Origin of the sequence: Leptotrichia sp. oral taxon 847 (assembly GCF_001553645.1) — a bacterium.
Classification (GTDB): Bacteria; Fusobacteriota; Fusobacteriia; order Fusobacteriales; family Leptotrichiaceae; genus Leptotrichia.
The window spans coordinates 825,665-839,358 of record NZ_CP014231.1 but is presented as its reverse complement, the minus strand read 5'-3'; the positions used below and the strand labels follow the sequence as shown (position 1 = coordinate 839,358).

The following is a 13,694-nucleotide window of genomic DNA, read 5'->3' as shown; positions in this document are numbered from 1 at the left end:
TTTATTGTCAGTACAATATGATAAATTAAAATTAAGTAGCGAAAAAAATGAAAAAAACACTACTATTAATCAGTTTGATTACCGTGTTATCTAGCTGTGGCGGAGGCGGAGGTGGAGGCGGAAGTTCGCAGACATCTCAAGCAACCCCCATATCAAATCCAAGCAGGCCATCGGAAAATCCATCTCAAATCCCTGGAAATATTGGTGGCAAAAGTAATTTTAATCCAAGTCAAAATATTGGAAATTCTGAATCAAATAATAATTCTAGCTCTGGACAAAGTGCTGGAAATTCTACAACAAACAACAGTTCTAATTCTGGACAACAAAGTCAAGTACCCATCCCAAATAATTTTGAAAAACCTGCAAATCAAGGTGTAATGACAGGAAAAGGCGTACAAGTTGCAGTTTTGGATGAGGATTTTATAACTAATAATGAAACAATGAAATATTACAAAAGAGGACAAACTTTTGAGAAAGTAAAAGAAGATGAATTTAAAGGAAGATTGAATTCAAATTATGCAGTTGCTACAGATCATAGTCCAAGTAAAAATGATCACGGATTGAGAGTAGCTACGATACTTGGTGGCGAAAGTGGTAATGGAGCTAAAGGAGCAACAATACATGGAGTATCTTTGGGAACACAAAGTGCTGGATTAATTATAAATGTGGATAGATACAAAGAATTACAAGCTAAAGGTGTAAGAATATACAATCAATCTCTTGGAATACCTCAAGAATTTTCTTCTACGACTTATAGAAAGGATTTATGGGAATCTATTAAAACTGTTGGAAATTGGACTCAAGATAAAATGGATCAAAAGGTAGATGAGTTAATAAATTTCTATAAAAAAGCTGTTAACGAAGGTTCATTATTTGTCTGGGCAGCTGGAAATTATAAAGCAGATAAAACTGAGCTTACAGCAGTGTCTGTTCAGTCGGGGTTACCAATAGCAATTCCTTCATTACAAAAAGGTTGGATAGCGGTGGTAGGTTTAGAAGAACAGGCTGATGGGAGTGCAAAAGATTTTTCAAAACATTTTGCGTGGGCAGGAGAAAGTGCAGCATATTGGACTATTTCTGCAAATGGACGTTGTGAATTGCCAGGTTGTTCTTCACCAGGTTCATCAAATGCAGCTCCAAGAGTTACAGCGACGGCCGCAAAAATTAAAGAAAGATTTCCTTGGATGACAGGACACGAAATTCAGCAGACGATTTTAACAACAGCAACTAAAATAAATACATTATTAATCGGCAATGGTGATGTAAGTTCAAGATATGGATGGGGATATTTGAATGAAGAAAAAGCATTAAAAGGACCTGCTCAATTTGATAATATCTTACTTGTAGGTAAAAATGCATCACTTGCTGGGTTAAAAGGACAATTTAACGCAAATATCGGAAATTCAATGACTTCTATTTTTGAAAATGATATTAAAGGTGATGGCGGATTAAGAAAATCTGGAAATGGAACATTGATTTTAACAGGGAATAATAGTTATGCTGGAAATACTACCATAGATGAAGGAAAATTAGAAATATATGGAAATAATACTTCTGATATAACGATAAATTCACAAGGGACACTAGTAACGTATCCGACAGCTATAATAAATGAAAAGGATGGTGTTCCAAAAAGTGTTTACAATAATGGAGGAACTTTTGAAAATAGAGGTTCAGGAGCTGTTATAACAGGAAATTACATAGCAACAGCTGGTTCTGTAACAAAAGCAGAAATAGGTTCTAAACTTATAGTTAATGGAATAGTGAATTTAAATGGAGAGAGTGCAACATTACAAACTTTAAGTAATGGAAGATATATTACAGCAAAACCGTTGTCAATGACTGTGATTGAAGCAGAAAAAGGGATTGAAGGTAATTTTGGGAAAGTGGAAACACCTGAATTGGTTAATGGTGCGACTGAAGTAAAAGGAAATAAATTAAGTGTGAAATTGAGTAGAAAAAATGTGTTAGATTATGTGAAAAAAATAGCAGGAACTGACGAGATGCAAGAAAATACGGCGCAAAATATTGAAACAGCTTTTCAAAAATTAGATGAAAAAATTGAGAATGGAACGGCGGAAAATGTTTCGCAGTTTGAGAAAAAAGCTGCAAAATTACAATCGCTTTCTTCTATAGCAAGAGCAGCAATTTTAGACAGTTTATCAGGACAAATTTACGCATCAGCTCAAGCGTTGACTTTCGGGCATTCACAAACTGTAAATAAAGATTTGTCAAATAGACTTGTAATGCTTGGAACACTTGACAATGTCGGGGATAAATTTGGACTTTGGGTATCAGGTTTCGGTGCAAATGGTAAACTAAAACAAGACGGATATGGAACAGGAGACACAAAAGTATTTGGTGGACAAGTTGGAATTGACAAACAATTTGGTGAAAATTTAATTTTAGGGACAGCGTTGTCTTATTCAAAAGCCGATGTTAAGTTTGACAGATACGGAGGAAAATCCAATGCAAATAATTTTGGTTTTTCATTGTACGGAAGATTAGGCAATAAAAATAATCCATTATATTTGCAAGGTCGTTTGGGAGCAGGATTTGTTGACAGCGATGTTGAAAGGGACATCATTTTAGGTAGTAATGATTATTCTCAAGCAAAGATTAATCACAATGACAAAGTCTATTCAGGGTACTTGGAAACAGGATATGATATAAAAAATAAAAATGGAGATTTTGTCGTAACACCATTTGTTGGGTTGACTCACGACACGGTTCAAAGAGGTTCATTTTCTGAAAAAGACAGCCAATTTGGACTTACAGCGGAGAAAAAAACTTATAATCAAACCGCAGCATTAGTAGGATTTAGAGTCGGAAAATCTGTAAATTGGAATAGTGGAAGCAAAACAACTTTCCAGGGATATGTAACACACCAAAAAGCTTTTAAAGATGAGGATTTGAGCTTTGATGCAAGATATACTGGACTTCCAGGAGCAAAATTCAAAGTAAAAGGTATTGGACTTTCAAAAAATAAAACTTGGGTAGGAGCAGGTGCACTAACTGAAGTAAATAAAAGTTTTGGATGGTATGTAAACTATGATGGCTCTATGGACAGCGGAAAAGGTAAAGGAAGTAACAATGTTTACACGACAGGAGTTAGAATTAATTTCTAATTGAGTTAAATTCTAAAAAATACATCCTTTAGTACTCAAAAAGAATTTGATGTTATGGGATGTATATTTTTTTTGGAAGAAAAAAATTGAATTTTTGAATTTTAATTAAGTTTTTAATAAAAAAATTTATTGACAATCAAGGTGCGTAGTGATAAGATACTTGATATTAAGTAAATTATTTTAGGAATAACTAAATAAATAGGGTAGAGTAATAAATTGAGTAAAATTATAAAAAAATTTATTGAGAGTCAAAAGGAAAATATTTTTTATATGAAAAAATTTATTTAGGAGTGTGAGATAGTTGGAAAAGTCAATAATAATGCTTATACTTATTGATTTAGTATTAATTTATAGTGGCAGTAGATTTATTTTTTGTTTTGCAAAAATTCTTTTGCCAATTTTTAAAGAAAAAAAACTTAAAAAATTTTTATGGGGTGATTTAGTTTTCGGAATAATATATTTATTTTTGTGTATAAAACTTTTAGGTAAAGACTTTTTTTCTCAAAATCAGGGATTACATTCAATAGTTTGTATTGTAGTTGTTTTATTGTTCATGCTAATGAAAAAGAAGAATAATAAGCTTTTTTCTTATAGTGCGTTTGTTCTAATTACTATTGATTTATTAGGTGTTATTTTCTTTGGAGGTATGAAATTTTATGGAATCTTGGTTATTCAAATACCGATTTGGATAGCTTCAAATTTTATAGAAGATAACAATAGATTAAATAAATATACATATTCAGCGTTAATGATGACTAATTTATTAAATGTAGGGTTATTGGGAAGTATATTTTTTACTTTATTTGAACAAGCAAAATAAGAATTTATACTGATTGCAACCCAAAATAAATTAAAAATAATCTCTAAAATTTTATTCTATTCAGTAGAAGTTGGAGGAAGAAAATTATAAATTTAATAAAATAAAAAAATTAAAAAAAGAAAAGAGGAATTAAAATGAAGAAAACATTTTATTTATTTGGAATTTTAACAGTTTTTTTGTTTAGTTGTATTGGATTAAGTGCAAAAGTAAAAAAGAGAACTGTTTACAATTTGAATAAAACTTCTTGGGAATTATCACAAATTAGTAAAAAAGGTCAAAAATTGCCAATTCCAGAAGGGGTAAATATTACGCTTAATTTTTCAGACGGTAAAATTAGTGGATTTTCAGGTGTGAATAGTTATTTTGGAGGATATAAAATAAAAAATAATTCAATTTTAACTGCTGAAACAGCGACAACCTTGATGGCTGGACCAGAAGAATTAATGAAAATTGAGCTAAACTTTTTTGATATTTTGCAAAATTCTCCAAGAATAAATTATAATAACACAACTTTGAGCTTGAGAAATAAAAATGGAGAAGTTTGGACGTTTAAAAAATTAGACTTGAGTAAAAAATTGAAAAATACAAAATGGAAACTTGTCGAAATGGGACAAACTTCCTTTCCAGAAAAAGAAGGAGAAATAACAATTTCTTTTGCTGAAAACAAGATTAATGGAAATTCTGGAATAAACAACTATTTTGGAAATTGTGAAATCAAGAATGACAGCATTAAAATTGGACCAGTTGGTTCTACAAAAATAGCTGGACCAGAAAATTTAATGAAAATTGAATTTGAGTATTTAAAATTGTTACAAAATTCTAAAACTATAAAATTAGTTAAAAATATTTTGACTTTGACTACTAGTGATGGAAAAACGTTGAAATTTGAAAAGATCAAATAAGTGATTTCTTTTTGTAAAAGGATGTCGCGTACAATATTTGATAAAAAAAGTCTATTAATAAAAAAAGAGGTTCTATAGAATTGCTGCCTCTTTTTAATTTCAAAAAAAATTAAATTTAATATGATTGTTCTTTTTTATTGCCGTATTTATCAGAAAAAACATTAAAAAAAACATCCAAATAAAAATTCAGATGTTTTATAATGACTATTTTTTATTAATTCAAATAAAATGCTTCTTTCAACTCTTCATAAGTTTTTGATTCACCCAAATCTTTTTGAATTTTGGAATCCTGAATAATTAAATTGTATGGGACAGTTTTCACTTTGAAGGCTTTCATAAGTGAGTCTGTGGCGTCATAATATACTGGGAAAGTAAACTTATTTTCTTCCACATATTTTTTAGTTGCTGATAAATTAGTTTTTCTTCTTGTGAATACAACTACAACATTTATATTATCTTTATTTTCTTCATAAAATTTTTGCACAGCAGATAGTTCACGCTGACAATAAGGACACCATTCAGCAGCAAAAATAAAAAGTGTAGGTTTTCCATCTCCAAATAGTTTTTTACTTTTTGTATATTTTCCCTGAAAATCTCTTAATTCAAAATTAGGTAATTTTGCACCTTCTGTTACATCGACATCAAGAGATTTTACATTTGAAAATCCCAAAATACTTGTCATAAATAATGAAACAACAATTAGTAATTTTTTCATTTTTATTCCTTCTTTCTTATTTTTTTATTTAAAATATTTTATAAAGTTTATCATATTAAGTATATATTTTCAATCATATTTAACTTTTTAAATCTTAATTTCGCTATATTTTTTATAAACAATCCACAAAATTGATAAAGAAAACAACAACAATAATAATTCAACAATAAAGAAATTTTCTTTAAAAATAAGCATTAATGTAAATGAAATTATTAGTATTGTTGAAATCTTTAAATATTCTTTTTTGTTTAAACGATTTTTCTTTTCTAAATAAATTCCATTTACAAATAATGTTAAGTAAAAACCGATGTAACCAAGTATATAGAATAGAATTAAGAAAGTTTTGTTTTTTTCCTTTCTTTTTTATAACTATAAGTATTTTATATTATTTGATAAAAATTTTCAATTACAATTACAAAAATAAAAAACAAATTCTTCATTAAAATAGACTTTTTCTTAAATAATTAATTTTTTTAAATGTCGAATTATATTAAGAATTTGTATAATAAATATGATATAATATATTCGAAGATTTTATAAATAGTTAAAAAAATATAAAAAAGGAGAACAGTTATGAAATTTGAAATTAAATGGAAAAGAGCGTATGAAAAAATTGAAAAAACAGATGGTTTTAGAATATTAGTCGATAAATTGTGGCCTCGAGGGCTAAAAAAGGAAAATGCAAAAATTGATTATTGGGCAAAAATTATTACGCCATCGAAAGAATTGAGACAAAATTATCATAAAGGGATTATTGACTTTGAAAATTTTTCTGAAAATTACAGAAAAGAATTGGAAGGAAATTCAGATTTTAAGGAATTTGAGGATATAATATTGGAAGAGTTAAAAAAGGGAAATGTGACAATGGTTTATGCAAGTAAAACTCCAGAATTGAGTCATATTCCTGTGTTGAAGGAATTTATTGAAGAAAAGTTGAGAAAATAGTTGAAATTAAAAAGATTTTTGCATAATCAATAAAAATTATCTAAAGGTAAGAAGTTAGAATTTGAAAAAATGAGTGAATTTTTTAGGGGAAGTGAGAAGAGAAAGGAGTGAAATATGAAAAAAGGTAGATTTTATGGTATTGGTGTCGGAGTGGGAGATCCTGAAAATATAACTGTTAAAGCGACAAAAAGGTTACATGAGGTAGATGTAATTGTACTGCCTGAGGCGAAAAGTGGAGAAGGAAGTACAGCTTTTAATATTGTAAAAGAGTATGTAAAGCCTGATGTGGAGCAGCTATTTTTGGAGTTTCCGATGATAAAAGATGTGGAAGCGAGAAAAGTTTTTAGAAAAAATAATGCGGATGTAATAAGTGCTGAATTGGAAAAAGGGAAAAAGGTAGCATTTTTAACGATAGGAGATCCGATGACTTATAGCACTTACACTTACGTCTTGGAACATATTTCAGATGATGTGGAAATTGAAACTATTGCGGGAATAACTTCATTTAACAGTATTGCGGCAAGGCTTAATATACCGCTAATGATTGGAGATGAAGATTTAAAAGTAGTTTCTGTCAATAGAAAGACTGATGTTTATAAAGAAATTGAAAATAATCAAAATTTAGTGTTAATGAAAATCAGCCGAGATTTTGAGAAAATAAAAAAAGCGATAATTGAAACTGGGAATAAAGAAAATGCTGTAATCGTTTCAGATTGCGGAAAAGAGAATGAAGTTTTTTATTGGGATATTGAGAGTGTAGAGGAGGTTCCTTATTTTTCGACGATGATATTGAAGAAGGGAGGAGTTAAGGAGTGGAAGAGATTTCTAAAAACACTTTAAGGAAAATAAAAATAGCAAAGTTTATAATTCTTCAAATTTTATTTTTTGTATTTTATTTTTGGGCAGGAAAATATGACTGGGATTATGGTTTTGATTTGCCATTTCGATTATTTTTTGGAGGAATGTTTTCAATAATAACGGGAATAATTTTTGGCGTAATGTTTTATTTCATGGGGAAAAAATCGGAATATGAAAATGATAAAATTTTGAAATTGCCAATATTTTTTATAATTTTATCAGTAGTATTGTTATTTAGAATAGATATTATTGGAGTTATAAAATTATGTTTTTTCAACGGATTATTCATTTTAGGAATATTTAGAAGTAAAATAAAGAGTAGAAGTTATTTGTCTAAAGTTTCTAAAATTATATTATGGTTTGTTACAATGTATTTTTTGATTCCTAGTTTTGTAATTTGTTTTGGAGTTCAAATATTTACAATTCCAATGGAAAGTTATGAAGATAGAATGCAATTTAGTATTTTAATCCCATTTGTTATGATTAATATTTGTTTTGGATTTTTTATAAAAAAATTTTTTAATGATGAAGAAATTGAGCTTGTAAGAATACTTACAATAATAGGCTGTTTAGTGATTACGGGAATATTTATTTTTATGGGTTTTAATTGGTATAAAGAAGACTATTATGCAATAATTTATACTTTTCCATATAAAGTTTTGATGTATTTTAAAGAAACTCAGATTAGTATTGAAAAAATCGGGATTATAAAGACGTTAGAGTCAAGGTATTTTGTGTATGCGATGGTTGTTAATATGGGATTTTATTTGGGAACTTTGAAAATAAATAATAAAAATAAAAGGAGAAATTGTGTTGAAAACCAGACTGATGGGGATATTCAATAAGAAGTAGTTAAAATTTAAGAACTAATAGAAAGAAGGAATTATTATGAAAAAAATATTATTTATTTTGTTACTTGGAGTAGTAGCAATTCAAGGACTAGCAGAAACAATTGTAAAAGGAACTTATGATACGAAGAAAAAAAGATATATAGAATTAAGTCAAACTTTTGAAAAGGAAATAAATTTGAGTTATGTATTATCAAGTGATAAAAAGAATATAGTAACGTATAAAACTGAAAATTATGATATTTTAGTGAGAAAAAGTGATTTATTGGAATTATACAATAAAAATAGAGATAAAAAAGAAAAGAATATAAAAAATAATATTTCGGATAAAGATAAAAAATTGGATTATGTCCGTAATTATATCGCTGAATTGGTGGAAAACAACAAAGCAGTTATTTATGAAAGAAAAACAAAAAAAGAAATAAAAAATATTGTAAAAGTAAAATACAATAACGATATTTACTATGATGCGGGAAGAGGTTCAAATTATGATGGGTATAAATTTTATACAGACAAAAGTTTGTCGCAGGAAATTATGAAATTCGATATTATAACACAATTTGGAGTTGCACTTCACAGCAGTTTGGGGGATAATCCGTATAATAGGGAATTGACAGAAAAGGAAAAAGAGTATAGAGAAAAAAATGGAAATCATTTTGAAGAATTAAAGGAACTATATAAGAAAGCCGTTCAAAATCCGAATGTTGAACAAAAAATTAGTTATTAGTTAAATATGTTTGATAAGTTATAAATTATTTTTAGAATTTAATATAAATAGGGGGAGAAAAATGAATAAAATTGAAAAAGGAATTGAAAGTAACATGGTTTATTTGCAAATCAAAGAATTGATGGAAAATGCAAGAAAACAAGTATCTGTAAAGATTAATAATATTCTTGTGCAGACTTATTGGAAAATTGGGAAAATTATTATAGAAGATGAGCAGGGAAATAGTGAGAGAGCAGAATACGGGAAAAAACTTTTAAAAGAATTGTCAAAAAAATTGACAAAAGAATATGGAAAGGGCTTTTCAAAATCAAATTTATTTAATATGAGAAAATTTTATTTGAAATATCAAAAATTCCAGACAGTGTCTGGAAAATTGAGCTGGTCTCATTATTGTGAGATTCTGAGTATATCTGATGATAAAGAAAGGGCATTTTATGAAAGAGATACGCACTAGGTGGGCTTTCTAATCAGATTTTTGCCTCAAAATACACATTGTATATCCCTAATAAGGAAGTGCTTGAAAATGAGGTGGAAAAAGTTTTGAGGGAGTATGATAAGAAAATAAAATTAAAAGGAATAGAGAATGATAATTATGAATAGAAAAGAATTACCGAAGTGTTCTGTTGAAATAACACTTTCTTTAATTTCTAATAAATGGAAAATACTTATAATAAGAGATTTACTCGATGGAACAAAAAGATTTGGAGAGTTGAGAAAATCTATAAACGGAATTTCCAATAAAGTTTTGACATACAATTTAAGAGAAATGGAGGAGGACAATCTTCTTATAAGAAAGATTTATCCTGAAGTTCCTCCAAAAGTTGAATATTCTCTTACTGAAACAGGTTACAGCTTAAAGCCAATACTGGAAAGTATGGACAAATGGGGTGTAAATTACAGAGAAAAAACAAAATATGAATAACTATAATTGTATCGAATTAATTATGGTTTTTCTATTTTAAAATTTTCATTGGTATAAGTTTTTAAATCAAAAGTCCTGATTTCTTCTACATCAATATAAAAAAGTTCAAAAATAGGATTGTTAGGAGTTTTAAAAAGTTCCTTTATTGCTGGATATTCATTTAAAACTCTTGTTTTAAGATCAATATCATCAGTAAAATGAATATTTCCATTTACAGATATAAATGATAAATAATCTTCTGAATGAGAGAGAAAAGAAACATAAGGACATTTTTTTAACTGTTTGTAAACGTTTTTATTATTTGTAGTTGCAAGATATACTTTGTTTTTTTCAGAAAACAGATATTGTAAAATTCTTGTTTTAGGTTTACTATCATCGAGTGTAGCTAAAATTCCGTAAGAGTTTTCTTTTAATATTTTATTGTAATCAATCATTTTAATTTCCTCCAAATATAATTTATTTCGAGTTAGCTAACTATGTTAATTATAATCTAAAATAGAAAAATTGTAAAGAAGGCACAATTTTATTACAAGGTAACAAGATGGTAACTTAAAAAGAATAGTTTATCTTTAAAATGGGAAAGTCTAGGCAGCATTTTTTAAAAAAATGAAAAAATATATTTGAATACAGAGATGTCAGTAAGTTTTGAAATAAATGAAACACTATAAAACTAGAAAATTAATAAAAAAAGAAAGAGGTAATTTTATGAAAAAAGTATACTTCATAGGAGCAGGGCCTGGAGATCCTGAATTAATAACAGTAAAAGGGCAAAGAATCGTAGAGGAAGCAGATGTAATAATTTATGCGGGGTCATTGGTTCCAAAAGAGGTTATTGATTGCCATAAGGATGGAGCTGAAATTTATAATTCTGCTTCAATGAACTTGGATGAAGTGATGGAAGTTACGATAAAGGCACAGAAAAAAGGAAAACTGGTAGCAAGGGTGCATACTGGGGATCCGAGCATTTATGGTGCAATAAGGGAACAAATGGATATTTTGAATGAATACGGAATCGAGTATGAAGTTGTGCCAGGAGTGAGTTCATTTGTAGCTGCTGCCGCTGCAATAAAAAAAGAATTCACATTGCCTGATGTGAGTCAGACAATAATTTGTACAAGATTGGAAGGAAGAACTCCAGTACCAGAAACAGAAAGTCTTGAAAGCCTAGCTTCACACAAATGCTCAATGGCAATATTCTTGTCTGTACAAATGATTGATGAAGTTGTAAAAAGACTATTAAAACATTATGATAAAACAACACCAATTGCAATTGTCCAAAGAGCAACTTGGGAAGATCAGAAAATCGTTATGGGAACATTGGAAAACATTGCTCAAAAAGTGAAAGATGAGAAAATTACGAAAACTGCACAAATTTTGGTTGGAAACTTTATGGGGGGTAAATATTCTAAATCTAAACTTTATGATAAGACATTTTCACATGAGTTTAGAAGAGGGGTTGAAGAATAAAAATATAAAAATTTTGATAAAGTAAGAAAAGAAGGAGAATTTTAGATGAAAAAATTATTAGTGATTATGTTATTTGCACTTTCGTTGCAAATTTTTGGACAAGGTTATCAAGTGACAAAAGGTAAAAATGTTACATTGTCTGCGGAACAGATTGAAGTGGAGAACAAGAAGATTGAAAGAACAGTAAACGAGGATGTAAAAAGATTTATAAAAGAAATCATGCCATCAATCGGTCAGAATGAAATGAGGGAAATTAAAGATGAAGAGGAGAAAAAAGCAGAGGAATCAATAATGAATGGATTTTTTAGTTTTTTTTCTGAATTGTCTGATGGTTTAAAATTTGATATAAAAAATATAAAATATATATCGAATACAAAGGCTTTTGTTACTTATGAAGTAACTGCTCCAGATATGGATAAAATTTTGAATAAAAAAGAGATAGAAAATAAATGTTTAAAAAAATATGGAAAAGAATTAAGTGATAGTGAAGCTTTAAAAGTTGTTATGGAAATATCGAAAGAAATGTTAAAAGAAGGAATGAAAAATCCTAAAAATTATACGACAGAAAAAGTAACCGTTCAATTAAATAAAGTTGGGAATGAATGGAAATTTAAGGATGAAGAAGAAGTGGAAAAAATGTTGAATAAATTGAAATAATGAATAATAATTGAAAAAAAGAAAAGTGTAGATTTAGAATATTCAAAAATGAAAAAAAGATTTTTACAGTATAATTAAAATCTATAAAAAAGTTTACAGATATTAGGAGTGATATTTATGTTTAAAAAATTAGATAAAGATGGGTTATATTATGGATTTCCAGTATTATTGATGACTACAGAAGATAAGGAAAGTGGTAAAAGTAATATAACACCGCTATCCTCTTCTTTTGTACTTGGAAAAACAATAGTCATAGGAATAGGATTGAGAAATAAAGGTTTTAAAAATATTGAAATGGACTCAGATGTAACTTTTAATATTCCTGATGAAAATTTATATGAAAATGTAAAAAAAATCGAAAAATTTACAGGTGATATAGAGGTACCTGAAATAAAGCAGAAAATGGGATATGAATATTGTGAAGATAAATTTAAGATTGCTAAATTTACTGAATTAAGAGGAAAAATGGTGGATTCTGTGAGAATAAAAGAATGTCCAATTCATATAGAAACCAAAGTAGAAGATATAGTAAAAAAAGACTGGTTTGCTATTGTAACTTGTGAAATACAAGGAATTTTCGTTGATGAGAAAATATTAAAAGATGACACACATATTGATACACAAAAATGGAAACCATTGATTTATAAATTTAGAGAATATACTTCAACAGGTGATAGATTGGGATTAAATTTCAACTTTCAGGAAATTTAACTTGTAAAAAAAAACAACATAATTAGAAAACTAAATAAAAATTTCAAAAAACTTAATCGAACACTTCCGTAGAATAATATAAAAAAGAGGACTAACTAATAAAGTAAGTTCTCTTTTTTTGCTATGTCATATTTTTTGTATTAAAATTTTCTAACACTATTCTAAATCAACGTAACTATATGGTATAATATTTTATAAATAAAATAAAAAAAGGAAGATAAAAATGATCACGACATTATGTTATTTAGAAAAAGATGAAAAATATCTGATGCTACACAGGACTAAAAAGGAAAATGATATAAATAAAGGAAAATGGCTAGGAATTGGCGGGAAATTGGAAGCTGGGGAAACACCTGAAGAGTGCTTAAAAAGAGAAGTTCAAGAGGAAACTGGCTACGAATTGAATAGTTATGAATTTCGTGGACTTGTGATTTTTAATTACAATGATGATGAGCCGCTATTTATGTATCTTTGCACAAGTTCAGATTTTTCAGGAAATCAGCATGAATGTGATGAAGGCAACTTAAAATGGATTCGTAAAAAAGAAATTTTTGATTTAAAATTGTGGGAAGGCGACAAAATATTTTTAGAATTATTGTTTAAAAATACGCCATTTTTTTATTTGACTTTAAATTATGAAAACGACAATTTATTGAGTTCAAAACTAGAATTTAAAGAAAAATATAGCTGTTTTGAAGTTTTTGTTCCAGAAAATTATGTGGAAAAGATTGTAGAAAACTTACAAAAACACAACCTTTTGACAGAAGGATTTTATACAGATGTTTATTCTACAATTGATGGAATTGGACATTGGAAAACTTTGGAAGGTGGGAATCCTTTTGACGGGGAAGTTGGAAAGGTAAGTGTTGCCAATGAAAAAATTATGAAATTTAGAGTGAAAAAAGAATTTTGTGAGTTAGCGTATTATTTGATTAAGGAGATTCATCCTTATGAAACGCCTGTGATTAATGTGTTTGAGATGGAAGTGTAGAAT

The 13,694-nt window shown here is 28.2% G+C and carries 15 protein-coding genes; 13 read left to right on the top strand and 2 right to left on the bottom strand.

Annotated features, from left to right (window positions below; translation table 11 throughout):
- Nucleotides 1–47 precede the first annotated feature (47 nt).
- The 3 genes from AXF11_RS03790 to AXF11_RS03780 all read left to right on the top strand — a co-directional run bounded on the left by AXF11_RS03790 (nt 48) and on the right by AXF11_RS03780 (nt 4,850).
- On the top strand, nt 48–3,128 hold the full coding sequence (locus AXF11_RS03790) for an autotransporter domain-containing protein (protein ID WP_068155073.1): 3,081 nt from the start codon (nt 48–50) through the stop codon (nt 3,126–3,128).
- Nucleotides 3,129–3,429: 301 nt separating this feature from the next.
- The gene (locus AXF11_RS03785) at nt 3,430–3,948 is read left to right on the top strand and encodes a hypothetical protein (RefSeq protein WP_068155071.1); all 519 of its coding nucleotides are present in this window, start codon (nt 3,430–3,432) and stop codon (nt 3,946–3,948) included.
- Between the two features lie 134 nt (nt 3,949–4,082).
- The gene (locus tag AXF11_RS03780) at nt 4,083–4,850 is read left to right on the top strand and encodes an META domain-containing protein (protein WP_068155070.1); all 768 of its coding nucleotides are present in this window, start codon (nt 4,083–4,085) and stop codon (nt 4,848–4,850) included.
- Nucleotides 4,851–5,064: 214 nt separating this feature from the next.
- Here the strand turns inward: AXF11_RS03780 and AXF11_RS03775 are convergent, their stop codons facing one another.
- The gene (locus tag AXF11_RS03775; RefSeq protein ID WP_068155068.1) at nt 5,065–5,565 is read right to left on the bottom strand and encodes a TlpA family protein disulfide reductase; all 501 of its coding nucleotides are present in this window, start codon (nt 5,563–5,565) and stop codon (nt 5,065–5,067) included.
- A 573-nt stretch (nt 5,566–6,138) separates the two neighbouring features.
- Here AXF11_RS03775 and AXF11_RS03770 point away from each other — a divergent pair.
- From AXF11_RS03770 to AXF11_RS03745, 6 genes are all read left to right on the top strand, one after another.
- Nucleotides 6,139–6,510, top strand: a complete 372-nt coding sequence (locus AXF11_RS03770) for a DUF488 domain-containing protein (RefSeq protein ID WP_068155067.1) — start codon at nt 6,139–6,141, stop codon at nt 6,508–6,510.
- 114 nt (nt 6,511–6,624) lie between these two features.
- On the top strand, nt 6,625–7,350 hold the full coding sequence (cobI, locus tag AXF11_RS03765) for a precorrin-2 C(20)-methyltransferase (RefSeq protein ID WP_068155065.1): 726 nt from the start codon (nt 6,625–6,627) through the stop codon (nt 7,348–7,350).
- A complete protein-coding gene (locus tag AXF11_RS03760; RefSeq protein WP_068155064.1) occupies nt 7,323–8,213 on the top strand; it encodes a hypothetical protein in 891 nt (296 codons plus the stop codon). Before cobI ends, AXF11_RS03760 begins: the two co-directional genes overlap by 28 nt.
- Nucleotides 8,214–8,256: 43 nt before the next feature.
- On the top strand, nt 8,257–8,943 hold the full coding sequence (locus AXF11_RS03755; protein WP_068155062.1) for a hypothetical protein: 687 nt from the start codon (nt 8,257–8,259) through the stop codon (nt 8,941–8,943).
- 61 nt (nt 8,944–9,004) lie between these two features.
- Nucleotides 9,005–9,397 (top strand): DUF1016 N-terminal domain-containing protein, encoded by a 393-nt coding sequence (locus tag AXF11_RS03750; protein WP_068155059.1) that lies wholly within the window; start codon nt 9,005–9,007, stop codon nt 9,395–9,397.
- A 138-nt stretch (nt 9,398–9,535) separates the two neighbouring features.
- Nucleotides 9,536–9,865 (top strand): winged helix-turn-helix transcriptional regulator, encoded by a 330-nt coding sequence (locus AXF11_RS03745; protein WP_068158220.1) that lies wholly within the window; start codon nt 9,536–9,538, stop codon nt 9,863–9,865.
- Between the two features lie 20 nt (nt 9,866–9,885).
- Here AXF11_RS03745 and AXF11_RS03740 read toward each other — a convergent pair whose 3' ends face one another.
- Complete coding sequence (locus AXF11_RS03740; RefSeq protein WP_060918511.1) at nt 9,886–10,299, bottom strand: pyridoxamine 5'-phosphate oxidase family protein; 414 nt, start codon at nt 10,297–10,299, stop codon at nt 9,886–9,888.
- Between the two features lie 271 nt (nt 10,300–10,570).
- On the opposite strand from AXF11_RS03740, the gene cobM reads away from it, so the two are divergent.
- From cobM to AXF11_RS03720, 4 genes are all read left to right on the top strand, one after another.
- A complete protein-coding gene (gene cobM, locus AXF11_RS03735) occupies nt 10,571–11,332 on the top strand; it encodes a precorrin-4 C(11)-methyltransferase (RefSeq protein ID WP_068155058.1) in 762 nt (253 codons plus the stop codon).
- A gap of 45 nt (nt 11,333–11,377) precedes the next feature.
- Entirely contained in the window at nt 11,378–11,989 is a 612-nt protein-coding gene (locus tag AXF11_RS03730) for a hypothetical protein (protein WP_068155056.1), read from the top strand.
- A 117-nt stretch (nt 11,990–12,106) separates the two neighbouring features.
- Nucleotides 12,107–12,700: a flavin reductase gene (locus tag AXF11_RS03725; RefSeq protein WP_068155054.1), complete on the top strand. Its 594-nt coding sequence runs from the start codon at nt 12,107–12,109 to the stop codon at nt 12,698–12,700.
- A gap of 223 nt (nt 12,701–12,923) precedes the next feature.
- Complete coding sequence (locus tag AXF11_RS03720; RefSeq protein WP_068155052.1) at nt 12,924–13,691, top strand: NUDIX domain-containing protein; 768 nt, start codon at nt 12,924–12,926, stop codon at nt 13,689–13,691.
- The last annotated feature ends 3 nt before the right edge of the window (nt 13,692–13,694 follow it).

Bases quoted from the DNA above. Each gene is read 5' to 3' on its own strand.
- AXF11_RS03750 (WP_068155059.1), top strand. From the start codon at position 9,005: ATGAATAAAATTGAAAAAGGAATTGAAAGTAACATGGTTTATTTGCAA.
- AXF11_RS03740 (WP_060918511.1), bottom strand. From the start codon at position 10,299: ATGATTGATTACAATAAAATATTAAAAGAAAACTCTTACGGAATTTTA.
- AXF11_RS03745 (WP_068158220.1), top strand. From the start codon at position 9,536: ATGAATAGAAAAGAATTACCGAAGTGTTCTGTTGAAATAACACTTTCT.
- AXF11_RS03725 (WP_068155054.1), top strand. From the start codon at position 12,107: ATGTTTAAAAAATTAGATAAAGATGGGTTATATTATGGATTTCCAGTA.
- AXF11_RS03720 (WP_068155052.1), top strand. From the start codon at position 12,924: ATGATCACGACATTATGTTATTTAGAAAAAGATGAAAAATATCTGATG.
- AXF11_RS03730 (WP_068155056.1), top strand. From the start codon at position 11,378: ATGAAAAAATTATTAGTGATTATGTTATTTGCACTTTCGTTGCAAATT.
- AXF11_RS03780 (WP_068155070.1), top strand. From the start codon at position 4,083: ATGAAGAAAACATTTTATTTATTTGGAATTTTAACAGTTTTTTTGTTT.
- cobI (WP_068155065.1), top strand. From the start codon at position 6,625: ATGAAAAAAGGTAGATTTTATGGTATTGGTGTCGGAGTGGGAGATCCT.
- cobM (WP_068155058.1), top strand. From the start codon at position 10,571: ATGAAAAAAGTATACTTCATAGGAGCAGGGCCTGGAGATCCTGAATTA.
- AXF11_RS03790 (WP_068155073.1), top strand. From the start codon at position 48: ATGAAAAAAACACTACTATTAATCAGTTTGATTACCGTGTTATCTAGC.
- AXF11_RS03770 (WP_068155067.1), top strand. From the start codon at position 6,139: ATGAAATTTGAAATTAAATGGAAAAGAGCGTATGAAAAAATTGAAAAA.
- AXF11_RS03775 (WP_068155068.1), bottom strand. From the start codon at position 5,565: ATGAAAAAATTACTAATTGTTGTTTCATTATTTATGACAAGTATTTTG.
- AXF11_RS03755 (WP_068155062.1), top strand. From the start codon at position 8,257: ATGAAAAAAATATTATTTATTTTGTTACTTGGAGTAGTAGCAATTCAA.